Below are 26,550 nucleotides of genomic sequence, written 5' to 3'. Positions count from 1 at the left end.
ATTGTAATCAAATTAATTTACCTTTGCTTAGAGATTAAGAATTGGATTGTTTAATAGGTGGTTAGAAAAAACACACCACATCAAGTCAATGATAAGGTGTGTTTTTTCGCATCCAGCTCCAGCGCCTAGCCCCTCTAGGGTCTAGCCACAAATGAATTGAAGGCAAAGAACGTCTTCTATTCATTTGCGTCTTATTTGCCCTAGGCTGATCAAGGCGCTTCGCTTTTGTTCAAAGGTAAGAAGAGTATAAAATTTGATCTTAGTTTTAGTGTCTAGCTCCAGGCGCCATCGGCTCTAGGGTCTAGTCAAATAGGAATTGAAGGTAAAGAACACCTTCTATTCCTATTCGCCTTATGCTTGTCGCCGATAGGCGGGCGCCTTGCGCTTTTCTTATTACATTAGCAATATTTATTCGTCTGAAGTATCATTCATATAACTACCTTCAAAAAGAGATTCATTCAATGGGCGGCGGTCGCTCGGCTGTTCACGGTCCTGAAGATTCTCTGGAAGAACCTCTTTTTCCCCTTGATAGCCAATAGCGATAACAGCATGAAGGTCATAATCTTCAGGTACGTTTAAGACTTCACGAGCTTTTTCTTTTTCAAATCCTCCCATAGCATGGGTGACTAAACCTTTGCGATGTGCTTCTAAAGCAAGATATCCCCAAGCTGTGCCTGTATCAAAAGCATGCCAAGCGTTAAATCCGCGTTCAGTGGTTGTTTTCGAGATGATGACAGCTAATACAGGGGCCTTTTTACACCATATAAGGTTCCCCGGCATGATGAAGGAATGAAATTTTTCACGGTCTTCTTGCGTGCGTGCGATAATAAAACGCCATGGTTGCTGATTTGAAGCGGATGGAGCCCAACGTGCTGCTTCAAAAACACCGAAAAGGACATCTTCAGGTACCTCTTTTTCCAAGAAAGACCTAGGAGACCAGCGATTTAAAAATTGAGCGTCTATTTCGAAATCAGGTTTACGTATATCTGCGGCATTCACCATTTTTTAATCCTCCATAATTAAGATAGTATTATTTTAACATTATTTACCTTAAATAAAAAATTTTTAACACAAGTGTGATGCCGTTGTTCTATGTCGTGGATTAGAACCGGGATATTATAAGCTTTCTACGCTTATTCAAGGCGGTGATGCAGGTGACTCTTACATGTTTATTTATGCTTCTACTAGTGATAAAGAATATAAAACAGATACATCTGTAAATGGCTGGGTTAATTGGAGCCATCCTGAAATCGGCGAGATCTTAATCTTAGATGGTACCGTCACAATTGGAGCAAGCATAAAAGCTTCTGCAGGAGCATGGGGAAGTTTAGATGATTTTGCTCTTTACCGAGTAAGAGATGTTGAGTAAGTGAAAGATAAGAGGAGTGAAAATGATTCACTTCTCTTTTTTTATAAGTAAAGAAAGCCATAAAATTTGAACTTAGTTTTAGTGTCTAGCTCCAGCGCCTAGCCCCTCTAGGGTCTAGCCAAATTGGAATTGAAGGCAAAGAACGCCTTCTATTCCAATTTGGCTTATTTGCCCTAGGCTGAGCAAGGCGCTTGCGCTTTTCTTATTTGAAGGGATTTATAAATTGACAGTGAAGCGCTATCACAAATATAATTGACCGGTCAGTATAGAAAAACAATTTTTTACAGATAGATCATGGGAAATAAGAGAGGAGAATGTGTGTGAATGCAAGTGCAACCGTATCTGCACCGAAAAGTGCGGATAAAGAGTATAAGGTTATTCCGATTTTGGCTGCATTTTTAATCAGTGGGTTTATTGGCTTATTTAGTGAAACTGCCTTAAACATTGCGTTAACTCAGCTTATTGACGTGTTTAACACGACAGCAGCTACTGTTCAATGGTTAACAACCGGATACTTATTAACATTAGGGATTTTGGTTCCTGTTTCAGGACTTTTGCTGCAATGGTTTACGACAAGGCAGCTGTTTATCACCTCGTTAGTTTTATCGATAATCGGCACGTTTATTGCTGCGGTGGCGCCAAGCTTTGAGGTGTTAATGGTAGCGCGTGTTTTTCAAGCGATGGGTACAGCATTGCTGCTTCCGTTAATGTTTAACACGATCTTGTTGATCATTCCTCCAGAGAAGCGTGGAGGAGCGATGGGAATGATCGGGCTGGTCATCATGTTTGCGCCAGCTGTTGGTCCGACGTTTTCCGGATTAGTGCTTGAAAATTTATCTTGGCACTGGATTTTTTGGTTATCCCTGCCGTTTTTAGGCATTGGTTTAATGGCTGGTATTCTTTATATGGAAAATGTATCTGAAGTGACAAAGCCAAAAATTGATGTGCTCTCTGTTGTGCTATCAACAATCGGTTTTGGCGGAGTTGTGTTTGGCTTTAGTAGTGCTGGAGAGGGAACTGAAGGCTGGAGCAGTCTGAAAGTGATCGGCTTTTTAATCGCGGGAATTGTTGCATTGATTCTATTTTGTTGGCGCCAATTAAAAATGGAGCAGCCGATGATTAATCTGCGCGCCTTTCGCTATCCAATGTTCACATTGGGCGTAGTCCTTATTTTTATTTGTATGATGGTCATTTTGTCATCAATGCTTCTTTTACCATTGTATTTACAAGGCGGCATGATGCTGACTGCGTTTGTAGCTGGCCTTACTCTTCTTCCAGGCGGTGTCATTAATGGGTTATTGTCGCCTGTTATGGGAAGATTGTTCGATCAATACGGTCCGAAGTGGCTTGTCATTCCGGGATTAATTATGACAGCGGCTGTCCTTTGGTTTTTATCAAATGTTACAACAACATCAACAATTGCTGTAATTGTATTGCTTCATATCTTCCTGATGATCGGGATTGCGATGGTGATGATGCCAGCTCAAACAAATGGCTTGAATCAATTGCCGAAGCAATATTATCCAGATGGTACGGCGATCATGAATACACTTCAGCAGGTGGCTGGTGCGATTGGAACAGCGATTGCAGTAAGTATTATGTCGGCTGGCCAGAAGGATTATTTAGCAACCGTACAAGATCCAACAGATCCGAGTAATATCGCTCCTTCCCTCACTGCGGGAATTCAGGACGGCTTTATTTTTGCATTGATTGCTGCTGTCCTCGCGTTAGTCTGTGCATTCTTTATTAAACGAGTAAAAGTTGAGCATTAAACGATTGAGTTAAAGCTGATGAGCTTTAACTCTTTTTTTATCGAAATTAGTCGAATGCTAGAATGAATCGAAAAGTTGCAAGATTCAACTTGAGTCCAAATAACTAAAGAATAAAACCCCTACTTCTTTCCAAAATTAATCCTGTCAACATTTGATTCGACAAAATCGCATTTTCTTAAAATTGTTTCTTAGCTGAAACCGTTTTATCATAAAGGCATGATAGAAAAAGGGGTGACTCAAATGGAAGAAACACAAAATAAATCTGACTTTCGCGTGAAGATTCAACGCTTTGGAAGTTATTTAAGCGGCATGATTATGCCAAATATAGGTGCATTTATCGCATGGGGTATTATTACAGCATTATTCATTCCGACAGGCTGGACGCCGAATGAACAATTGGCATCATTAGTTGATCCAATGATTAAGTACTTATTGCCATTATTAATTGGTTATACAGGCGGAAAAATGATCTATGATGTCCGCGGTGGTGTCGTTGGGGCAACCGCGACAATGGGGGTTATCGTTGGTGCGGAAATCCCGATGTTCTTAGGTGCCATGATTATGGGTCCGCTTGGCGGATATTTAATTAAAAAGCTTGATGGTTTATTAAAGGATAAAGTAAGATCAGGCTTTGAAATGCTTGTCAATAACTTTTCAGCAGGTATTTTAGGTGCACTGTTAACAATAGCAGCACTTCTAGGAATTGGTCCTGTTGTCGAAGGATTAAACAAAATATTAGCAGGTGCGGTTCAAGCGATTTTTAACGCGGGCTTGCTTCCACTTGCAAGTATTTTCATTGAACCAGCAAAGGTTTTATTCTTGAACAATGCTATCAACCACGGAATTTTAAGTCCGATCGGAATTGAACAGGCATCAAATGCAGGGAAGTCTGTTTTATTCTTATTAGAATCAAATCCAGGACCGGGTCTTGGTATCTTATTAGCATATATGTTCTTTGGAAGAGGAACAGCAAAGCAAACAGCGCCTGGAGCAGTGATCATCCACTTTTTAGGTGGTATTCATGAAATCTATTTCCCATATATCTTAATGAAGCCAATGCTGATCCTTGCTGCGATTGCCGGTGGAATTAGCGGTGTGTTTACTTTTACTGTTTTCAATACGGGTCTTGTTGCTAGTCCATCACCAGGAAGTATCATTGCTTTACTTGCAATGACACCAAAAGGTAATTATACCGGTGTGATTTTAGGTGTTCTTGTCGCTGCGGCTGTTTCTTTTGCAGTTGCTTCCCTCATTCTAAAAACAAGCAAGCAAAAAGAAGAGGATATCACAGCTGCAACTGAAAAAATGGAATCATTAAAAGGAAAGAAAAGCGCTGTAAGCAGTACATTAACAGCAGAAGTAGCACCAGAAACTGCTGAGGCAAAAACAGTTGAGGAATTTGATTTTAAAAATGTGAAAAAGGTTATCTTTTCATGTGACGCAGGAATGGGTTCAAGTGCCATGGGTGCTTCCATTCTTCGAAATAAAGTTCAAAAAGCAGACATAAAGGATGTCGAGGTAACAAATACTTCAATTAATAACATCCCGAATGATGCTGATATCGTAATTACTCATAAGGACTTAACTGATCGGGCGAAAGCGAAGCTGCCAAATGCCCATCATGTGTCTGTTGATAATTTCCTTAACAGCCCGAAATATGACGAGATCGTAAATAAGTTAAAATAAACAGAAAAGGGGGATGCTGCTTAAACGCATCCCTTTTTGGTTGCTTAGCAAAAATTATTAAATTTTTGAACTGTGGTTAGGCGCTTTGACATCCAGCTCCGAAGCACAGGATGTGCAAGTGCAGTCAGTGCGACAGGACGTCGCGTTTTTGACTGCCAGCGCCTAGCCCCTCTAGGGTTTAGTCAGTTTAGAATTGAAGGCAAAGAGCGCCTTCTATTCTAAATCGTCTTATTTGCCCTAGGCTGAACGAGGCGCTTACGCTTTTATTCTATTAATTAAAAAATGTCAGGAACTCTTTTGAAAAAAACGCGTTTTCATTGTTTTGATTCATAGATTCTCTCACCCTTATAATTAAAGTATGTCAATAACTCATTTGAAACGAGTTGATCATTATGATTGTTTCGGCTAGGGAACGTCTTATTCTGCAATTTTTATTGGATGAGGCAAACCAGGAAGTGACAATTAAAGAACTCGCTGATCACATTGATGTCAGCGAACGTACGATTCATCGCGATTTAAAAAATATCGAGCCGCTGCTAGACGATTTTCAGCTAAAGCTTGTAAAGCGAGCCGGCATTGGCATAAAAATCGTTGGCAGTGAGAAGGATTTACATGAGCTGAGAATTGCGATTCAAAAGCTGGATTACAAAGAATATACACCTGATGAGCGGATGATGATTGCTCTTTGCACACTATTAGATCAGCATGAGCCAATAAAGCTGCAAACCTTGGCAAGTGATTTAGGTGTAACAACCGCAACCATCAGTCATGATTTAGATCGAATGGAGCCGTTTGTCCAAGAATATGGCTTAACGCTTATTAGAAGAAGAGGCTATGGAATTGAATTGATAGGCTCTGAGGAAGCAAAGCGCAGAGCGATTCGCAGTCTGATTTCCAATCAGTTTGATGTGCCTGACTTTTTAAAGATGGTCAAGGAAAATATTGAAAGGAAATCATCCAATAAAATTGATTCGATCTCAGAGCGGCTTTTAGGTCTTGTGCAAAAAGAAAAGCTGTTGATAATTGAGAATCTGATTAATCAAATGAATTCCCGGCTTCCCTATCCTTTAGCTGATAGCTCATATGTCGGATTGGTCGTTCATCTTGCGTTAGCAATGGAACGGATCCAGCGCGGTGAGAACATTACGATTAAAACAGAATATTTAACACAGCTTAGGGCTTCAAAGGAATTTCACTTTGCCGAAGAAATCGCGAAAATGCTTGAAGAAACCTTTCAAATAGCGATACCGGAAGAAGAGATCGGTTATATCACAATGCATTTGCGGGGAGCTAAGCTGCGCTTCGAAGGTAAAGTGGATATCGAGGATGAAAATGTAGAAATTGCCTATTTGGTCAGACGGTTAATCGAGCAGGTTGAACAACTCTCGGGAATGAGCTTGTCGCACAATTCATCCTTGTTTCAAGGCTTATTAGCCCATCTCCAGCCTGCCGTTTATCGGTTGAAGCAAGGGATGAAAATTACAAATCCGCTTCTTGCTGAGATTAAAAGGGATTATAAAGAATTGTTTCAGATTATTACTGAAGCGGCAGCTGCTGTGTTTCCGTTTAAGTCTGTACCTGAAGAAGAAATCGGTTATCTCGTTTTGCACTTCGGGGCCGCGATCAATGAGCAGCAGGTAAGAACGAAATTAAAGGCATTAATTATTTGCTCAAGCGGGATCGGAACCTCGAAGATGCTGGCAACACAGATTAAAAATCAATTCCCGGACATTGCCGAGCTTAAAAATGTTTCAGCCTTTGAGCTCAAGGATATGGACGTTAATGACTATGATATGATTCTCTCGACAATCCCGATCGAAGACATATCAGCAGATTATTTGCTAGTCAGCCCGATTTTAACCGCTAATGAGATGGATTTGATAAAAGAGTATATTCATAAAAAGGGATTGATTTTAGCAAATGCGAAGCAAGATGCACAGCCTGACTATAATACGGAAATAGATATAAGCTTTGAGCAGTATAAAACATTTATTGGTCAATCAGAACTTTTAGTTGATTTACTAGAGAAGATGGAAACTTTTCAGATTGATGAATCAGCAACGACAGAGGAAATTCTGCATATTGTTTGTGACAAACTGTTAAGTAAAGGACTTATTACAAATCGTGCTGAGCTAGTTAAAGCATTGCTGCAACGCGAGCAAATCGGCGGCTTAGCGATTCCCGGCACAAAACTCGCTCTGTTCCACACAAGAAGTGCGGTGATCACTCAGCCCAACTTCCATACGGTTGATTTGAAAATACCTATGATGTTAAAAGCAATGGATAACGAAATGATCACCGTCAGCCGGATGTTATTACTGCTTGCACCAGAGCAGGCATCGCCGCATCAGCTTGAACTTATGAGCTTTATTAGTGCAAGCATTATTGAATCCCAAGCAAGTATTGAAATGTTTGAAACAGCGTCTAAAAGCAGCTTAATTCAAGCAATCAGTCAACATTATTTTAAAAACTTTGTTCAACAATTAAGGAGTGTATAAACGATGAGTATTTTAAATGAAGCGAATATCCTATTAAATCAAAAATTAGCAAATAAAACAGAAGCGATTAAAGCAACAGGCCAAATCCTTGTTGACCGCGGCTATGTAAAAGCAGAATATATTGAGGCGATGCTTCAAAGAGAAGAAATGTCATCTACTTATATGGGGAACTTCATCGCGATTCCTCACGGTACTGAAGAAGCAAAAGCAGCGGTTCTGGAATCAGGTCTTTCCGTTATCCAAGCTCCAGAAGGTGTTGATTTTGGCGGCGGCAATATTGTCAAAATCTTAATCGGTATTGCGGGTAAAGGCAATGAGCACTTAGATATTCTTTCGAAAATCGCGATTGTCTGCTCAGAGGAAGAAAATGTTGAGAAATTAGTCCAAGCTGGATCAAAAGAGGAAATTCTTCAGCTCCTTAGCGAGGTGAACTAAGGTGAAAGCAACGCATTTCGGAGCCGGAAATATCGGCAGAGGCTTCATCGGCCTTTTGCTGCATCAATCTGGCTATGATGTAGCTTTTGTTGATGTTAATGCAGAGCTGATTAATGAAATCAATAAGGAAAAAGCATATCGCGTCATTCTAGCTAACGAACAAAAACAAGAGTTTCACGTTAATGGGGTTTCAGGGATTAACAGCCAGCAACACCCAGAGGCTGTGATTGAAGCTATTGCAACAGCTGACCTTGTGACAACAGCGGTAGGACCGCATATTTTAAATTTTATTGCCCCACTTATTGCTGAAGGGCTAAAAAAACGAATGCAAGCAGCTAGTCAGCCTGTAAATATCATAGCTTGTGAAAACATGGTTGGCGGAAGCAGCGAGCTGAAAAAATATGTTCTTGAAGCATTAACTGAAGAGGAAACAGCATGGGTACAGGAGCATGTAGGCTTTCCAAATTCAGCGGTAGACCGGATTGTACCGAATCAGCAAAATGAAAGACCGCTTGACGTGTTGGTTGAGCCATTCCACGAATGGGTCATTGACTCCACTGCACTGAAAGGGGCTAAGCCTGAAATGAAGGAAGCACTTTTTGTCGACAATCTGCAGGCATATATAGAGCGAAAGCTATTTACTGTCAATACAGGCCACGCATCGACCGCCTATCTTGGAAATGCAGCAGGGTATGAAACCATTGCTGAAGCCATCAGTGATAAATCGATCAAGCAAAACGTGTTAGGCACACTTGAAGAAACGGGCAAGGTTCTAATAGCCAAATATGGTTTTGATCAAAGTGAACACGAGAAATACATTGAAAAAATAATCGGCCGTTTTTCTAACCCGTATATCGTTGACGACGTGAAACGTGTCGGCCGGGCCCCGCTTCGCAAGCTTGGCGCGAAAGATCGTTTGGTATCACCAGCACTTGAATACATGAAGCAATTCGATCAAGTGCCACAGCATTTAGTGAATGTGATCGCAGCAGCCCTTAAATTTGTTTCTGAGGAAGATCAGGAATCACTGACACTTAAAGAAATGGTTGAAGAAAAAGGAGCAGCCGCAGCATTTAGCGAAATCGCAGACTTAGCACCAGATCATCCGTTAGTTGTGAAGGTTGCTGAACAATAGTAAAAATATTGATCCACCGTATAGGTGGATTATTTTTTTTGGATCTTTTCTAAAATACTAATTATATCGGTTATCAATCAATATGGGTTGATTGTTGGCGAAAATCGATAAATCGGATTGTTTCAAAGAATGTATTTATATTAAAGATAAATTCCCCATTTCGAAGAAAAAATCTAAATTTCGCGTTAAGTGACACGTATCAAGTAAGTTGGTGTAACCAACTTGAAAAATATTTTTTTATTCTTCAAAAAAAGAGATTGACGAATCGGTTGGAAGGGGTTACAATCAAACCTAAGTTAGGAAAGCACTTTCCTAAAAATCATTTAATTAGTTAAATTTTAAATGATAATTCTTTATTTATTCGTACAAAATTTATAAATGGTAAAAAAAGTATTTCTTAAAAGGATGAGGAGTGATTGGATTGAGTCAATTAAATGTTGGATTATTAGGTGCTGGTCGAATGGGGGCATTTCACGGGGAAAGTATAGCAAAACGAATTCCCGAAGCTAATTTATATGCAATAGCAGATCCCTTTCCTGGTGCAGCTGAAGGATTGGCAGATAAACTAGGAACAAATATAAAAGCTTATACAGAGCCACTTGAAATGATGAAGGATCCTAATATTGATGCAGTTATTATTGCTTCACCGGCACGAACACACGCAAACAATGTTATTGCTGCTGCACAAAACGGAAAAGCTATTTTTTGTGAAAAGCCAATGGCCATAACCTTAGAAGAAGCGGATAGAGTTCTTCAAGTTGTTCAGGAAATGAAAGTACTTTTACAAGTTGGATTTAACCGTCGTTTTGCAAAAGGGTTCAGAAACGCACACGATGAAATCGTCACTGGGAAAATTGGCACCCCTCAATTATTGCGTTCTATAACAAGAGATCCAGGCTTGGGTGATCCAACACCTATTCCACAGTGGACGATCTTTTTGGAAACACTTATTCATGATTTCGATGCATTATTATACTTAAATCCAAACGCTAAACCAATTGAAGTATTTGCAGTCGCGGATGCTCTTGTCCGTCCAGATTTTAAAGACAAAGGTTTACTTGATACAGCTGTAGTAACGATTAAATTTGATAATGGAGCTATTGCTACTGCGGAAGCAAGTTTCCAAGCTGTATATGGATATGATGTGCGTGGAGAAGTCTTTGGTTCTGAGGGAATGATGCAAATGGGAAGCATCCGTGAATCAAGTATGACTAGATACACGAAAGAGGGAGTGAGTTATGACACTTGTCGCTACGATCAAGATTTGCTTTTTGATGCCTATGTAGATGAATTGAAATCTTTTGTAGATGCAGTAAAAAATAATAAACCGACGTACGCAACAGGAGAAGATGCTCGATCTGCACTATTAATAGCACTTGCTTGTATAGAATCGTATAAGACGAATAGACCGATAAAAGTAGAAAACGGTATTTTAACTGTAGTTTGAGTCGATAAGAAATAGCCCTTTTTACTGATGATTTTCTGTTGTTAGTTTATACTGAAAAGGAAAATGCGGAAAAAGGGGAACTTACAATTGAAACCAACCATTTATGATGTTGCAAAAAAGGCTAATGTATCTATTTCTACTGTATCAAAAGTACTGAATGGTACAGGAAGTATCAGTGAAAAGACCAAAAGGAAAATTTGGGACGTTATTGATGAATTGCAGTATCAACCAAGTCTTGTTCCGTCTGCTAAAAAGGCACTGAAAACAATTGGTGTATTAATTCCTGATATCTCCAATCCTTTTATGGCTGAAATTACAAGAGCAATTGAGGATAACGGCAGAAAAAAAGGGTTTAGTGTCATTATATGTAGTACGGATAATGACTCTACAAAAGAAGAAGAATATATTTCCATGTTAAAACAAAAATATGTGGATGGAATAATTGTTGCAACAGGCTTAAAAGACAGTCGAAGTATTCGAGAATTAATAGAAAGCGATATGCCAGTTGCTATGCTTTCTCGGGATGTTCCTTATTTACCGGTTCATACAGTGGTGGTAGATGATTTTCAGGGCGGATATGAAGCTGCTGTTCATTTAGCACAGTTGGGTCATCGAAAGGTAGCTATGATCTCAGAAAACATAAATATTCCTTCCATTAAAAAACGAGTAAGCGGATTCAAAGAAGGATTGCAAGTTTCAGGGATATCTATTGATGACGTTCCCGTCCTATATAGTTCCCTTAATTTAGATGAGTGCAGAAAAGTATGTTTGGGTTTATTAGAAGAAAAAGAAAACAGACCTACTGCAATTTTTGTTTCAACGGAGATGCTGGCTTTTGGCGTATTGCAAGCAGCTAGATCACTAAACCTGCAAGTTCCGAATCAGTTATCTCTTATTGGCTTTGATAATAGCATTTTAGCGAAGCTTTGTGACCCTCAATTAACGACCATAGCTCAACCCATAGAAGAAATGGGAGCGAAAGTAATAGAGCTGCTTGTTAATGAAATTACTAATAATCATCAAGAGGAGACAAAAAAAGTTACGCAACGGGTTACCTTGTCTCCGTACTTAATTGTTCGTGATTCAACATGTCCTATTTCTTAGAACAAAAGGAGAAATTCTTTTCACTTTTCTAGGGGAACAATCTTTTTAAGATTACTCCTAGATAAATAGTATTTATTTTATTCTTCCACAGGAAAGGGAGATAGGTATAACTATATACTTAAAGATATCTCCCTTTTTATTTCAAGTGGAGCAATGAATACACATTAGGGGGTTCCTTTATGAAATCAAAAAAAGTATATATTAATTTAATCTATTTTTTCGGGGCTTTGGGTGGATTACTGTTTGGGTACGATACAGGAGTCATTTCAGGTGCTTTACTTTTTATAAAGGATGATTTGGGTTTAACACCATTTATGGAAGGATTAGTAGTAAGTGGAGTTCTGATCGGAGCGTTAGTAGGAGCTGCGTTTTGTGGACCTTTTGCAGACCGTGTTGGAAGGAAAAAGGCCATTATTTGGTTAGGTGTGCTTTTTTCCATCGGAGCAATCGGAACAGGGCTTGCAGGAAATGTAGAAGTTTTAATCCTATTTAGAATTGAATTAGGTGTTGCTGTAGGGGGCGCATCCGCAATTGTTCCATTATATTTATCTGAAATGGCTCCAGCAGCCATTCGCGGAAGAGTAGCTTCCCTAAATACACTAATGAATGCAATAGGGATACTACTAGCTTATCTTATTAATTATGCTTTCTCTTCATCAGGTCGTTGGGATTGGATGTTATTATTAGCTGTTATTCCATCTCTTCTTTTAATGATAGGTATGTTATTTATGCCAGAAAGCCCTCGTTGGTTATTGCAAAACAATAGAGAAGACGAAGCGCGCAAAGTCCTTCTTTTAACAAGAGATGCTGATAATATTGAGTCAGAAATAAGAAATATAAAGGAATTAAAGCCGGAAGGTAAAGTGCCATTATCTGAACTATTCTCTCCATTAATGCGTCCAATTCTTTTAATTGGAGTAGGTGTAGCAGTTTTTCAGCAAATAATAGGAACAAATACGATTATTTATTATACGCCCACTATTTTGGCGGATTCTGGTATGGGATCATCAAGTGCAATCGCTGGAACAATTGGAATAGGTATAGTTAATGTACTGTTTACCATAATTGGGACTTTATTAATTGATAAAATAGGCCGCAGAATGTTGATGCTTATTGGGAATATAGGAATGTCTATAGCACTTGGTATTTTGGGGGTTAGTACATTGTTTTTCCAAGCGCCAAGTTGGTTATTATTAGGTTGCTTATGCTTATTTATGGTAGCGTATTCAGCAAGCTGGGGAATGGTTGCATGGGTTGTTCTCGCCGAAATTTTCCCATTAAAAATAAGAGGAACTGCTGTTGGATTTGCAAGTACAAGCTTATGGTTAGCGAATATTGTTGTATCACTATCCTTTCCAGTTCTATTAAGAAGTTTGGGATCTAGTGTATTATTCCTCATTTATGCAACAATTGGTATAGTAGCATTCCTATTTGTCATGAAGTTTGTTCCAGAAACAAAAGGTAAAACATTAGAGGAAATTGAAGAAGAAATAACATCGAAAAAATCAAAAGTTCCAAAAGTATCATAGTGGTCTTTGGAGTATAGTATTTCTACAAATAAGAAGGAGTAAAAAGAGATGTTCGAGCATAACAAAATACATTTAGGAATTGCACCACTCGGGTGGAGCAATGATGATATGCCTGAACTTGGCCGTGATATTACGTTTGAACAGTGTATTAGTGAAATAGCACTTGCTGGTTTTGAGGGAACGGAAGTCGGCATTAAATTTCCTGAAGATTCTGATATATTAAAGAGATATTTAGGAGTAAGGGGACTTCGTATAGCAAGTCAATGGTTTAGTTCGTATCTTTGTTCATCTTCATATGAAGAAAATGAAAAAGAGTTTTTGAAAACGCTAGACTTTTTAGAAAAGGTTGGCGCGAATAGAATTAATGTTTGTGAATTAACTCATTGTTTATTTGCTTCAGAACAATCAATGTTTGGGAAGAATAAGCCAATGGCAACAGATGAAGAATGGGATATGTTATGCACAGGTCTAGAACGACTCGGAAAAATAGCGAAAAATAGAGGTTTTACTTTATGTTATCACCATCATATGGCTACCATTGTTCAAACTATAGATGAAACGAAACGATTATTGGACCACACAAATCCCGAGTATGTTTCCCTTTGTTTTGATACCGGACATTTTGCATTTTCGAATGAAGATCCGATAGAAGCTGCGAAGATGTTTGGAAAACGTATTGGTCATGTTCACTTAAAGGATATTCGCAAAGAAAAAATGGAAGAGGCAATAGAAGCCTGCTTTGGATTCAGAAAATCAGTTTTAGAAGGGTGTTTCACGATACCTGGAGACGGAATGGTCGATTTTAAAAGCGTATTAAAGATAGTGGACGATTATGGGTATGAAGGATGGCTTATTGTAGAAGCAGAACAAAATCCAGCAATTGCTAACCCGTTTGAAAACGCTCTAAGAGCAAGACAGTTTATAAAGAAACTCATTCATATATAAATTGATTTAATTAAATAAGAGATCATTAGTTGGGAGGAAATTAAATGAGCAGAGATTATGGTTTATGTTTATGGTCGTTTGGAGATATTTCTGTTGAAGACAAATGTAAAATAGCGAAAGAGATTGGTGTAGATGGCGTAGAGGTTCAAGGAGATTTAACACAGGATCCGAAAGAACTAGCAAATATATTGTCTGGATATGAGTTAAAGGTCTTATCTGTTACGCCTGATAATGTGGATATTTCTAGTGCGAATGAAGATACGAGATTAAAAGCAGTAAAATACTTTATAGACTTATTAGATTGGGCGAGTGATTTAGGTGCACATAGAATCTGTTTACATGGAGATGTAGGTAAAACAGCTGGATGTGGAGACCTTGATAAGGATTGGCAGCTTCTTGTAGAGAGTTCTAAAACAGTGTTGGAGAAAGCAGAAGCTTTAAACATTGAAGTAGTATTTGAGGTGTTAAATCGCTATGAAAATCATCAAATTGTTACAGGTCAAGAAGCTTTAAAACTAATCGATGCTGTAAATAGCCCGAATTTATTTGTTCTATTAGATGCCTATCATATGAATATAGAAGAAGCGGATCCAATTGACGCATTAAGAGAAGCAGGAAGTAAGTTGGGTGTTTATCATGTAGCAGATTCCAATCGTCAAGCCATAGGAAATGGCCATGCCAATATAAAAGGCCAGATAGAGGCATTACATGAAATAAATTATACTGGGCCAATCATTATGGAGATGATGGCAGAAGGTCCAAATCCTTTTACAGCAGTTAAAGGAGAAGATTATCTTCAGGTTCTCACCAATTATTACAAAACTTCTTTAGAAAAACTAAAAGCATGGGATCATTCAAAAATAGTAAGTTAATAGATTACTGAAAAAGATAAAAATACTTAGATTTTAAAACGACTTATTGCTAAATTTTTATAGTGTAGTGAAAGATCTTTCTTCCAAAATAAAACAACTATATTTTTAACCCCGTCCTAAATTTAGAACGGGGTTATGCTGTTTGAACTTTTTAAATGAAATAACTTTATTCACTTTACATTTTGAAGATAAAATCTCGATTACGAAGATAAATCGTCAATAACTTACAATAATCCTGGATGTAAAGCACTAAATTTAAGATAGCAATCTTTTGAAAATAGCTATGTTAATATTCATTGTTAATTGAAGCGGAAATCAACAGGCTTGTTTAACCGAGTAATTATTCATTCATTTTAGCACAATGGCATCCTAAGTTACACTGTGTTATGTCTAAGAAACAAATCACTTCCGTTGTTACTATTAACTAGATGTACCTGAATTATTTACGATTCATTTTCTGACCGGTAAGATGTCTAATATAGTCTCTTTGAACGAAAAGATGGTTATAAATTTATACAACAAACAAATGCTAATGATTATTAGTTAAAGATATTGGGAGGTAATCGAATGAAACCATTTCAATTCCCGAAAGGCTTTTTATGGGGAGGAGCAACAGCTGCCAATCAAATTGAAGGCGGCTTTGGTGAAGGAAATAAAGGATTAAATATTGCTGATGTTCTTCCAGGCGGAAAAGAAAGACTTGCCGTTTTACAAACTCCTGGCTTTAATTTTGAAATCGACCGTGAAAAATACAGCTATCCAAACCATGAAGCGATTGATTTCTATCATCGTTATAAGGAAGATATTGCTCTATTTGCAGAAATGGGATTCAAGGTTTTCCGTATGTCGATTGCGTGGACGAGAATTTTCCCGAATGGCAATGAGCTTGAAGCAAATGAAGAAGGCTTAGCCTTTTATGACCGTGTATTTGATGAATTGCATAAATATGGAATTGAACCAGTTGTCACCATATCTCACTATGAAATGCCGTTAAATCTTGTAAAAGAGTACGGCGGCTGGAGAAGCCGCGAAGTTGTTACCTTCTTTGAACGATATGTGAATGCGATCTTCAATCGATATAAAAACAAAGTGAAATATTGGATGACCTTTAATGAAATCAATAGCGGGTTTGTGATGCCGATACAGGGGCTTGGGTTCGCGATTCAAAAGGAGGAAGACAAATACCATCCAACATTTCAGGCATTCCACCACCAATTTGTTGCCAGTGCGATTGCGGTAAAAGCGTGTCATGAAATCATTCCCGACGCGAAAATTGGCTGTATGATTTTATATGCACCTGTTTATTCTTTTGATTCAAACCCGGAAAATGTCATGTATGCACTCCAAGAGGAACGCCTATTTAATTATTTCTGTGCAGATGTTCAAGTAAGAGGAGAATATCCAGCGTTCATTAACCGTTATTTTGAAGAGCACCAAATTGAATTAGATATTCAAGAAGGTGATCTGGAATTAATAAAAGAGGGAACGGTTGACTATATCGGATTTAGCTATTATATGTCCAGAACCGAGAAAAAAGAGAAGACAGAGCTTGAAAAATCACAAGGAAATCTCATCGGAGGCGTAAAGAATCCGTTCCTAAAAGCAAGTGATTGGGGCTGGGAAATAGACCCAATGGGACTGCGCATCAGCTTAAACCAATTATATGACCGCTACAGAGTACCGCTCTTCGTTGTCGAAAATGGCTTAGGAGCCTACGACAAAGTCGAAGAAGACGGCTCAATCAATGATGATTATCGCATTGATTTCCTTCGTGAACACATTAAAGCCATGGGTGAAGCCATCAAAGACGGTGTGAACTTAATGGGCTATACAAGCTGGGGCTGCATTGACCTTGTCAGTGCTTCATCAGGCGAGTTTTCAAAACGGTACGGATACATTTACGTGGACAAACATGATGACGGCAGCGGGACATTGGAACGTAAAAAGAAAAAATCGTTCTTCTGGTATAAAGATGTGATTGCGTCAAATGGGGAGAAGTTATAAGAAAAAGGTTAGTGTTGTGATTTTTAAATAACATATCAGGACTCTTAGGATTCTACTAGAACCTCTACCTTTCTTAATATAAACCTAAATGAAAACATCCTTCGGGGTGTTTTTTGTTTTTATGAGAGGAGAAAAATGGTGTTTCATTCAACAAAAGGACCAGATGGAAGTTAAATTGGATATTTATACAAAAAATAGATATAGTGAAGGAGTATACTTTGGAATAGCACTGCCCTGAAATGATCTCATTTGATGCAATAAAAATTACAAGGGGATATACTATTGAATTTACTTTCATTATACTCGAGTTGAGCATTTGTAGGGGAAATTCCAAATGACTCTGTCACAATTTGCTGAACAGTTACCTAAGGAGTGGGGTGATTATAATGGTACGCGTTTTATTTATTAATGGTGGTGCAGAAGGACATATCAATCCAACGATTGGAGTTGTGCAAGAGCTTATTTCGCGTGGAGAAGAGGTCGTGTACTTTACGACAGAAGCTTTTCGAGAACGTATTGAGAAGACAGGAGCTACTGTACGAACATTTGACGGTGAAAAATTTATCCAAGCTTTTATCTCAGGTGGAAGAAATTATTTAATCGAAAGAATCAATGGTCTTTTGCGTACGGCAGATTTCATGATACCTAGTGTCCTGGAGCAAATAAAGGGGGAATATTTTGATTATATCATTCATGATTCCATGTTTGGGTGCGGACGTTTACTTGCCCAAATACTTAAACTTCCGGCCATTAATTCATGTACCTCATTTGCACAGACAGAAGCATTATTTGATAAAATGCTGAAACATCTTTCACAAAATATCCCAACAGAAATTGAAAAAAAGATAAATGATGATTATCAAAACCTGAAAACAACTATTGAAGAAAAATATGATGTTGAAATCCGTTCTCCCTTTGACGTTTTTTGTAATCCTGCAGCGCTTACAATTATTTATATAATTAGGGAGTTTCAACCCTCCGGAGAAACATTTGATCAAACATGCAAATTTGTAGGTCCATCCATCTCTTTACGATCATCGCAAGCAAACTTCGACCTTGCAGCAATCAAGGGAAAAAGCTTAATTTACATTTCTCTGGGTACTGTCTTTAACCAAGCAATTGATTTCTATAAGCTTTGTTTTAAGGCATTTGGGAGTACTGAACATACCGTTGTCATGTCTATTGGGAATCAAACCCAAATAGTTGAATTGGGAGAGATCCCCTCAAACTTCATTGTGGAAAATTACGTTCCACAAACCGAAGTACTAAAATACACTAAATTATTTATCACACATGGAGGAATGAACAGTACCAATGAAGGTTTCTATTATGGGGTACCGCTAATTGTTATCCCGCAAAGTGCAGATCAGCCGATTATCGCCGGGCAAGTTGCCAAAATCGGAGCAGGTATTCAATTACAAATGCAAAATTTGACGGCGAATCAATTATATGAAGCTGCAGATCATGTGTTAAACCACCCATCTTTCTATAAAGCTGTTGCAAATATGAGGGAATCCTTTCAAAAATCGGGTGGATATCACCAAGCTGTTGATGAGATTTTCAAATTTAAAAATGAATATGATATCTAAAGACTAATCGTTCAATAGGCGAGTCCTCTTGTATTGAGCTATAAAAAAATTGAACAGTTTTGTTTTTTAGTACTGCCTTTTTGGGGATTGATCCGTGAAACTGGATCACAAATCTTAACAATTGTATTATTTTCTTAAAATGGTAGTCGGAACCCCCTTGAAAAATGAAAGTAAAGGGAATAAAATGGAAGAGAATAATCATGAACGGAGGTGGGGAAGGATGTTAAATCAAGCTGTTTTAGTGCACGGTTTCTGGACGGAATTTTTATATCTTAACCGTGCAAAATTTGCTGCATCAATTGTTAACGGGATACGTATGCCCTTTTTTAGCAATTGAATAGCAAATCTAAAACGGTGAAAACATCTCTTAACCCACATTATATCAGGACAGGTAAAGGAGAGCTTTTTCATGCTCTCTTTTTTCATGCCATCATAAGTCCTAATTCTTTGAGCCATGGGAGGTTGTGTCTTCCCATGGTTTTTTGTGTACTTTTTTATTCAAGGAGGAAAATGAACATGATCGCATGCAGTGTATACCAAGCAGGTAAAATGTATGGTGGGACTTCCATTTTTGAAAATATATCATTTGAAATTCACGAAAAGGATCGGGTTGGTTTAGTCGGGAAAAATGGAAGTGGGAAAACAACGTTATTTCGTTTACTAGCTGGTGAAGAAAAACCTGAATCGGGCCAAATACATTGGAAAAAAGGAATTGAAATTGGCTATCTTGAGCAAATTCCAAACTTTCCTGGAGAATCAACGACTAAGGATGTTTTGAAAACAGCTTTTTTAGAACTTTTCCAAATAGAAGAAAAAATGAAGAAACTTGAGGTTGAAATGGGGAAGGAAACAAACGGAGAGAAACTACAAAAATTAATCGATGATTATGGGAATCTCCAGGACCATTTTGCATTAAAAGGGGGATATGAAATCGAGGCAAATATTGAGAAAATTGTTAACGGTCTAAACATTCATGATCTACTTGATAATTTATTTGGCAAATTAAGCGGCGGAGAAAAAACGAAGGTTGGCTTAGCCCTTATGCTTCTCAAAAAACCAGACTTTTTATTATTGGATGAACCGACCAATCATTTAGATTTAATGGCGGTGGAATGGCTTGGCGGCTTTTTGCAAGATTATAGTGGAACGGTTGTCGTCATTTCTCATGATCGCTATTTTCTTGATGAGGTTGTAAATAAAATATTGAATTTGGAGGATGGAGAAATTGAATGCTATCCTACAGATTTTTCTGGCTTTGTGAAAGAAAAAGAGGAACGGCTTCTAAGAGAATTCCAAGCATATGAAGAGCAGCAAAAGAAAATAAAGAAAATGAAGGAAGCTATTAAACGGCTAAGAGAGTGGGCGAACAGAGCCAATCCACCTAATGAAGGTCTTCATAAACGTGCGAGAAATATGGAAAGAGCATTAGAAAGAATGGAAAAAATGAATCGTCCCAAATTAACTCGAAAGAAAATGAATCTTGAGATGGATGCTTCTGATCGAAGTGGAAATGACGTCATTATGCTTACTGGTATATCAAAATGTTTTGGAGAAAAACCATTGTTTGAAAAAGTCCAAATGCATGTGACTTATCAAGAACGAGTTGCTATTGTCGGAGAGAATGGAACGGGAAAATCAACCTTAATCAAACTTATTATGGGGCACCTGCAAGCTGATGGAGGAGAAGTAAGGTTAGGTAGTAACGTAAAGATTGGTTACTTATCTCAAAACATTTTTTCTGATATTGAAAATGAAACAATCATTGAGGCATTTCGCAATGAGGTCAGGGTGACGGAGGGGGAAGCAAGACATATCTTGGCTAGGTTTTTATTTTATGGCCATATGGTTTTCCGAAAAGTTTCTCAGCTCAGTGGAGGGGAAAAAATGAGGCTACGCTTAGCCCAACTTATGTATCAAGACATTAATTTGCTCATTTTAGATGAGCCAACTAACCATTTAGATATTGAATCTCAAGAAGTTTTAGAAGAAACTCTTGAAGATTATAACGGAACGATATTAGCCGTCTCTCACGATCGTTATTTCCTGAATAAGTTATTTGAGAAGATTTATTGGATTGACTCAAATGAAGTTCAATGTTTCAAAGGGAACTACAATTGGGCTAAGGAGAAGATGGTCTTGAGAAAAAGCAGGACGAGACATGTAACAGTAGAAAAAAATAAAAAGAAAGCACCTGCTTTGAAGAACACGATAGATCAAAAGAATGTCAAGTATGAATACGTGGAAAAGGATTTAGAAAGGGTAGAACAAAAGATTTCAGAGTTGGATAGAAGGTTAGAGGAAATTCAAGAATTGGAGCATTTACAACAACTATATAAAGAAAAGGAGAAACTTGAGAGGCAGTGGGAAGAACTTTATGAACAACTTGATTAATAACTAACCAAATTGATTTAACAAAAATGGCAGAAGCAGAAAAGCGTTTGACATCCAGCATCGACTCCTAGCCCTCGGGAATAGAAGGTAAAGAATACCTTCTATTCCGAGCGCCTTATTTGCCCTTGGCCTGAGCAAGGTGCTTGCGCTTTTTTAAGAGATAAGAAAGTATAAAATTTGTACTTAGTTTTGTGTCTAGCTCCAGCGCCTAGCCCCTCGAGGTCATAAGCCACAAATGAATTGAAGACAAAGAACGTCTTCTATTCATTTGCGTCTTATGCTTGTCGGGGCTGAGCAAGGCGCTTGCGCATTTCTTATGAAGGAATCTCTAAAATCTTTGTACTTTGGAGGGGGACTGGTGCTACTCTTCATATCCTATGTAAATGAAATAAAGAACAGTTATTTGTATTTGGTTGTAAATTATTTCAATTAGTTGTATTTTATTGTTATAAGGTGATAGGAGTGGGGCTATGTTTGCACAGCAACGGTATAATGATATTTTAGATCTCCTGAATGAAAACGGGTCAGTGAAAGTTTCGGCCTTAATAAAACGTTTTGGAGTTTCGTTTGAAACAGTAAGAAGAGACTTAGAATATCTTGAAAAAGAAGGATATTTAAAACGGGTTCACGGCGGTGCCGTCTTAGATGAGGTAAACAGTGTTGAGTTGACCTTTACAACGCGTGAAACGAAATATACTGCAGAAAAGAAGGAGATTGCGGAGATCGCTACAAGGTTTGTTTCGGAAGGCCAATCGATTGCAATGGATGTTAGTACAACGAACACTGAGATTGCTAAAGCTTTCAAAAAAAAGTTCGAACGATTGACCATATTAACGAATTCATTACCCATTGCGAATGAGTTGGCAGAGATGCCGAATTATACAATCATTCTCCCTGGAGGAGTTTTAAGAAACCAAGAGCTTTGTCTAGTAGGAGATATGGCTGAAAAATTTATTTCTCAATTTTTTATTGATACGTTTTTTATGAGTATCAGCGGTGTTTCTTTGACACAAGGACTAACAGATTATGGTATAGGTGAAATCCAATTAAAAAGTCAAATGTTAAAACAGGCTCAAAAAGCAATTGTTGTTGCAGACAGCAGCAAGTTTGATGTTGTTTCGCTAATGAAAGTATGTGACATTGAACAAGTTGATTCCATCATAACGGATTCAAATTTAAGTGAGAAAATCCGAGATAAGTATATAAATAATGGAATCCAAATCATAAATAAGTAAAAATAGCAGAATGATAAGCCTCCCAACAATGGCGGGAGGCTGTTTTTTATATGCAAATGTTGAATTGGTTGTGTTTAATTGAAATTTAATGTTTATTTAGAATAAATTTACATAGAATTCACAATAAATGCACATTTTTTCGATAATATGTACTTAATTAATAGATTAACTAATTAGGTGGGTGTTGCTCCTTAAAGATTGATAAGGTATTAGATCCATTCTTTTTTAAAGAGATTTATCATAAGAAAAATTTTTGATAGATAGGGGATTTTAAAAAGTGGCAAATGAATTTGAATTTCAAGATGAACAGATCGAATCAAAAGAAAAGAAATTTACCAGGCGAAAATTTTTAGAGGGAACAACAAAGGTTGCAGGGCTTTCTTTAGGAATGGCGTTGGTTAATCCAATGAGCAATTTAACCGTTTTTGCTGCTGATGATAAAGAGAAGGGTGATCATCGCAATAAGCCTATTCTTGTGTTTCCTGTCATAAGTGATGTACATATTAAAAAGACTGGTACGAAGGATATACAGAAGTTTAGCAATACCCTTCAGCAGTTGAATGAAGTTGTACCTAAGCAAGATGCTTTCGTTGTTGTCGGAGATTTAACTGACAATGGATTTACAGAAGAATACGATCGCTTTATGTCCGTCTATAATGCCGGAAAACAATCACAGGCCGTTTCTTTAATGGCTATTGGAAACCATGATTACTGGAATGGATTATCCGTTGCTGATGCGCAAAAGCTTTTCTTTAAGAAAACAGGGATGGAATCGATTTATTTCCATAAAGTGATTAAAGGATATCATTTTATTATTCTCGGAACTGAGGATGGAAATACAGAGGGGACTTTTTCCGTAAAGCAAATTAACTGGCTCGGTGAAAAATTAAAGCAAGCAAAAGCTGATGATCCTAATAAACCAATTTTTGTTTTCCATCACCAGCCAATTAAAGATACGATTTATGGAAGTGAGTGGGGCTTCTCTGAAAATAGAGATCTTTTTTACAACACATTAAAGGAATATCCGCAGGCGATTACGTTTTCTGGTCACACCCATTATCCATTAGATGATCCAAGAATTATTCATCAAAAAGATTTTACAACTGTAGGTACTTCTACAGGCTCTTATATATGGCTTGATGCTGGAAGAATTCAAGGGGAAGTGCCTGAGGGTGCTGATTTTCTTAATCAAGCTCTCATTGTAGAGGTATATTCTAACAAAGTCATCATTAAACGTCGTGATATCCATAACAATGACTGGACAGGTGAGCCGTTTGTTATTAGCTCTCCTGGCGATAAGAATAAGTTCCTTTATACTGAAAAAAGAGCGGATAAAACGGCTCCCTACTTTGAAAAAGATGCAAAGCTTACGATCGTCCAACCAACTTTAACGGGATTAACGATCGCTTTTAGCCAAGCGAAAGACAATCTTCTTGTCCACGATTATAAAATCGTAGCCAGAAACTTGGGGACTGGAAAAGCAGAGAAGGAATTCCTTGCCTTTTCAGAATTCTATAAAGATTTTGTGCCAAATCCGTTAGTGCTAAATCTTGAAGGATTAAAACCTAATACTAAATATGAGCTTGAAGTACAAGCGCTTGATGCCTATGGAAATGGAAGTAAGACTTCATTAAAAGCAACAGGTAAAACCCTGCAAGGAGAAGTGGAGGAAGTATCGATCACCTTATCAAAAGACTCATTAAATGGAACAGCGGATACAGTAGAAGTCACGGTAGAAAATGCTCGAGTTCCTCAAAGTGACTGGATCGGATTATTATGAAGTAAATGAAGAGCCGGGAGGAACGGCTTCCATCTGGTGGATGTATACAAAAGTAGAAAATGGAACCTTTAAAGTAACGTATAATCCAAAAGATAATAAATATCCAGACCGATACAAGGAAGGTTCAACCTATAAATTCGTTTATTTCTATGGCAGTGGTTATGATGCTGTTGCTTCAGCCACATTTACTGTTGGCAGCAAAGGATAGGAGGAATATGTCTTTATTTAAAGAAGACTATGAAAATAAGAATGGAAAGCCTGCTCGAAAAAAATATTTGAGGGTTGAATAAAAGGATAAAACAACCAGTCATCTGAACGTGGGCAGAGCAACTTGAAAAGGCTGGTATAAATTAAGATGAACAAAATAAAAGGAATCTTATTCGATAAAGATGGAACTCTCATTGATTTTCATTCAATATGGGTACCCGTTGCATTAGACCTAGTTGATCAGTTATTAGTTAAAGTTGCAGCAGATAAGAACGATGATTTGAAAAGGGACTTATTAAAATCGATCGGGGTTGAAGAGGAGCTCATTTCCGCTGATGGTATTTTAGCTTCAGGTACAACTCGCGACATCACTCATGCATTTGAGGCTATTCTTCAAAAACATGGTTTTGTTTTCCGTTCTTCTCAGTCATTATACGAGTGGACAACGGAAAGATTGTTAGCTTCAACAAGGAATCACGTTGAAAACATTCAACCGGCTGCAGACTTAAAATCATTACTACAAGGACTTACTGATCGAGGGGTTGCAATAGGAATTGCAACAGCAGATGATTATGAAACAACAAAAATCTGCTTAGAGAAGCTTCAAGTTGAACAATACTTTGGGTTTATTGGAACATCAGATCGATATGAGAAAAAACCTAATCCATTCATGTTAGAGGCATTTTGCAGCCAATTTCAGTTGATGCCGGAGGAAGTGGTGATGGTTGGTGATACAATCGTAGATATATTGTTCGCAAAAAATGCGGCTGCAGGACTGGCAATTGGCGTTTTATCAGGAGCAAGCAAGAAGGAGCACCTTGAGCCTGAGGCAGACATGATTCTTCCATCTGTACGTGACCTTATTACTGTAGATGGCCGGCTTGTCTGGGATACGCTAACAAGTGAATCGATCTCGGTCAAAAACTCGTAAATTGAAATGGGGCTGACCAATTGGGTCAGCCTCATTCTATTTATTGCAGGTCTGCTGCACCTTTTGCAATTAGATCAAATAATTCCTCAATATCAGATTCCTCTACACAAGAGAAGGCGATGCGAAGATCTGTAGAGTTGATTGAGATTGTTCCAACACCGTATTTGTCTAAAAGGTGGACACGAAGCTCTTCAGCATCAATGTTGTGAAGCTTTAAGCACATAAAGTAGCCTGAATTGAATGGATAATAAGTCCAGTATTTTTTGTAATCCTCTTTTGCAAGAACCTCTTTTGTTTTATCGGCTCTGCTTTTCATTAGCTCAAACTTCTGTTGTTTTTCATTTTGGAACTCATTGGATTGCAATGATTGCAGAATAATTGTTTGTGAAGGGTGTGAACCGCTTGAAATCGTTCCGCGAATAATTCCTTTTGTTTTTTGCTCCAATGCGTTCAGAATCGCAGCGCTTTTGCTTGCATAAGTGATAAAGCCTACACGGAAGCCCCATACGTAGTTTTCCTTTGTCGCTCCATCTACTTTAACCGCGAGAATGCGCGGGTGAGCATCTGCTAATAAGCTAAAGATCGATTCCTTCATTGAATCCTCGTAAAATAATCCGAAATACGCATCATCAATCAGTGTAATAATGTTTAAGCCATCTTCTGCCGCTTCTTTAAGAACAGCTGCAATTTCCTTTGCTTCTGATTCAAGAGGTGTATAGCCAGTTGGGTTGTTCGGGAAGTTTAATAACACTACAACTTTCCCAGCCGCCTTTTGCGCTTGAATCGCTTCTTTTAAGCCGGCCGCATTAAAGCCTTCCGCTTCATTAAATAGAGGGAATGTATTCATTGTTCCGCCGCGGCGAACTTTGAACGTAATATTATAGTTTCCCCAATATTTGTCCGGTACGATAACAGGAGTGCCTTCATCAACAAATAAGTCAGCAACAATACTTAAACCATGTGTTAGAGCATTTGTAACAATCGGTGTTCCCATTACTTCTTCATTCAAGCTTGGATTGTCAGCGAGAATTTTTTTCTTCCATGCGCTTCTGAGGTCCTCTTTTCCTTGCGGAGCAGCGTAAGGAAAAAGATCTTTAGGCGCTACTTTATCACCGAACATGTCTTGAATGTGTTTAAAATGCATCGGCTGATTGTTTTCCGTTGCGATCCCGATCGTTGCATTAAAGCGGTGAGCTTTTTTACCTGCTTCCGCAGATTGGCTCAAAATTCCCTTTGGATAAAATAATTCTTTCCCAAGCTGGGACAGCATATCATAGACGTATTCGTTATCTTCTTTAATTGCATTATTTAATGCTTGTGCTAACTCATTCATTCCTTGTTTTCACCTCTATGGAAAATTAAATGTTTTGAAAATTCATTAAGAGATATTTTATCATACTAAAGATTGTTCTCACAGTGTATTCAAAAAAATTTAATACGGAAAGTTTTGTTGGATTCACATTAACATTTAATGGCAAGTCTAGTTACCTTAACTTTTATTTCACGTTATACTAATAGGGGGAAACTATAAGTGAATATTCCTTAGTATACTCCTATTGAGTACAGAGTGGGATATACTAGAGATCATTTTTATGAAACAATTTTGAACATGGGGCAGTTT

General features: G+C 37.9%; 21 protein-coding genes. 19 read left to right on the top strand and 2 right to left on the bottom strand.

Features of this window, described 5'->3' with window-relative positions:
- Nucleotides 1–408 precede the first annotated feature (408 nt).
- Nucleotides 409–1,002 (bottom strand): nitroreductase family protein, encoded by a 594-nt coding sequence (locus tag ACSVDH_RS26060; protein ID WP_439250365.1) that lies wholly within the window; start codon nt 1,000–1,002, stop codon nt 409–411.
- A 163-nt stretch (nt 1,003–1,165) separates the two neighbouring features.
- Between ACSVDH_RS26060 and ACSVDH_RS26055 the strand changes: the two genes are divergently transcribed.
- The 19 genes from ACSVDH_RS26055 (at nt 1,166) to ACSVDH_RS25965 (ending at nt 24,929) form a co-directional block, all read left to right on the top strand.
- Nucleotides 1,166–1,369 (top strand): hypothetical protein, encoded by a 204-nt coding sequence (locus ACSVDH_RS26055; protein WP_439250363.1) that lies wholly within the window; start codon nt 1,166–1,168, stop codon nt 1,367–1,369.
- Between the two features lie 314 nt (nt 1,370–1,683).
- On the top strand, nt 1,684–3,141 hold the full coding sequence (locus ACSVDH_RS26050; protein ID WP_439250362.1) for a DHA2 family efflux MFS transporter permease subunit: 1,458 nt from the start codon (nt 1,684–1,686) through the stop codon (nt 3,139–3,141).
- A gap of 240 nt (nt 3,142–3,381) precedes the next feature.
- Nucleotides 3,382–4,827, top strand: a complete 1,446-nt coding sequence (locus ACSVDH_RS26045; protein WP_439250361.1) for a PTS mannitol transporter subunit IIBC — start codon at nt 3,382–3,384, stop codon at nt 4,825–4,827.
- 392 nt (nt 4,828–5,219) lie between these two features.
- Nucleotides 5,220–7,325 (top strand): BglG family transcription antiterminator, encoded by a 2,106-nt coding sequence (locus ACSVDH_RS26040; RefSeq protein WP_439250359.1) that lies wholly within the window; start codon nt 5,220–5,222, stop codon nt 7,323–7,325.
- A 3-nt stretch (nt 7,326–7,328) separates the two neighbouring features.
- Nucleotides 7,329–7,760, top strand: a complete 432-nt coding sequence (locus ACSVDH_RS26035) for a PTS mannitol transporter subunit IIA (protein ID WP_299093651.1) — start codon at nt 7,329–7,331, stop codon at nt 7,758–7,760.
- Nucleotide 7,761: 1 nt separating this feature from the next.
- A complete protein-coding gene (locus tag ACSVDH_RS26030) occupies nt 7,762–8,895 on the top strand; it encodes a mannitol-1-phosphate 5-dehydrogenase (protein WP_439250358.1) in 1,134 nt (377 codons plus the stop codon).
- Between the two features lie 421 nt (nt 8,896–9,316).
- Nucleotides 9,317–10,342, top strand: coding sequence for a Gfo/Idh/MocA family oxidoreductase (locus ACSVDH_RS26025; protein ID WP_439250357.1), 1,026 nt, complete (start codon nt 9,317–9,319; stop codon nt 10,340–10,342).
- Between the two features lie 87 nt (nt 10,343–10,429).
- On the top strand, nt 10,430–11,446 hold the full coding sequence (locus ACSVDH_RS26020) for a LacI family DNA-binding transcriptional regulator (RefSeq protein ID WP_439250356.1): 1,017 nt from the start codon (nt 10,430–10,432) through the stop codon (nt 11,444–11,446).
- 179 nt (nt 11,447–11,625) lie between these two features.
- The gene (locus ACSVDH_RS26015) at nt 11,626–12,975 is read left to right on the top strand and encodes a sugar porter family MFS transporter (protein WP_439250354.1); all 1,350 of its coding nucleotides are present in this window, start codon (nt 11,626–11,628) and stop codon (nt 12,973–12,975) included.
- A gap of 48 nt (nt 12,976–13,023) precedes the next feature.
- Entirely contained in the window at nt 13,024–13,920 is an 897-nt protein-coding gene (gene iolE / locus ACSVDH_RS26010) for a myo-inosose-2 dehydratase (protein WP_439250352.1), read from the top strand.
- 44 nt (nt 13,921–13,964) lie between these two features.
- Complete coding sequence (locus ACSVDH_RS26005; protein WP_439250351.1) at nt 13,965–14,792, top strand: sugar phosphate isomerase/epimerase family protein; 828 nt, start codon at nt 13,965–13,967, stop codon at nt 14,790–14,792.
- Nucleotides 14,793–15,359: 567 nt separating this feature from the next.
- Nucleotides 15,360–16,796: a glycoside hydrolase family 1 protein gene (locus ACSVDH_RS26000; protein WP_439250350.1), complete on the top strand. Its 1,437-nt coding sequence runs from the start codon at nt 15,360–15,362 to the stop codon at nt 16,794–16,796.
- A 386-nt stretch (nt 16,797–17,182) separates the two neighbouring features.
- Entirely contained in the window at nt 17,183–18,385 is a 1,203-nt protein-coding gene (locus tag ACSVDH_RS25995) for a macrolide family glycosyltransferase (protein WP_439250348.1), read from the top strand.
- A gap of 139 nt (nt 18,386–18,524) precedes the next feature.
- On the top strand, nt 18,525–18,722 hold the full coding sequence (locus ACSVDH_RS25990) for an RAxF-45 family protein (RefSeq protein ID WP_439250588.1): 198 nt from the start codon (nt 18,525–18,527) through the stop codon (nt 18,720–18,722).
- Between the two features lie 179 nt (nt 18,723–18,901).
- A complete protein-coding gene (abc-f, locus tag ACSVDH_RS25985) occupies nt 18,902–20,776 on the top strand; it encodes a ribosomal protection-like ABC-F family protein (RefSeq protein ID WP_439250347.1) in 1,875 nt (624 codons plus the stop codon).
- A gap of 470 nt (nt 20,777–21,246) precedes the next feature.
- Nucleotides 21,247–22,011, top strand: coding sequence for a DeoR/GlpR family DNA-binding transcription regulator (locus tag ACSVDH_RS25980; RefSeq protein WP_439250346.1), 765 nt, complete (start codon nt 21,247–21,249; stop codon nt 22,009–22,011).
- A 277-nt stretch (nt 22,012–22,288) separates the two neighbouring features.
- Entirely contained in the window at nt 22,289–23,791 is a 1,503-nt protein-coding gene (locus tag ACSVDH_RS25975) for a metallophosphoesterase (RefSeq protein WP_439250345.1), read from the top strand.
- A complete protein-coding gene (locus ACSVDH_RS25970; protein ID WP_439250344.1) occupies nt 23,769–23,999 on the top strand; it encodes a hypothetical protein in 231 nt (76 codons plus the stop codon). Before ACSVDH_RS25975 ends, ACSVDH_RS25970 begins: the two co-directional genes overlap by 23 nt.
- 147 nt (nt 24,000–24,146) lie before the next feature.
- Nucleotides 24,147–24,929, top strand: coding sequence for an HAD family hydrolase (locus ACSVDH_RS25965; protein WP_299093668.1), 783 nt, complete (start codon nt 24,147–24,149; stop codon nt 24,927–24,929).
- Between the two features lie 40 nt (nt 24,930–24,969).
- Here the strand turns inward: ACSVDH_RS25965 and ACSVDH_RS25960 are convergent, their stop codons facing one another.
- A complete protein-coding gene (locus ACSVDH_RS25960) occupies nt 24,970–26,262 on the bottom strand; it encodes an aminotransferase class I/II-fold pyridoxal phosphate-dependent enzyme (RefSeq protein WP_439250343.1) in 1,293 nt (430 codons plus the stop codon).
- Nucleotides 26,263–26,550 lie beyond the last annotated feature (288 nt).

The sequence above is a fragment of the Metabacillus sp. Hm71 genome, from assembly GCF_051842955.2.
GTDB lineage: Bacteria > Bacillota > Bacilli > Bacillales > Bacillaceae > Metabacillus.
Note: the sequence above shows the minus strand (reverse complement) of the source record. Positions and strands in the feature narration are given on the sequence as shown.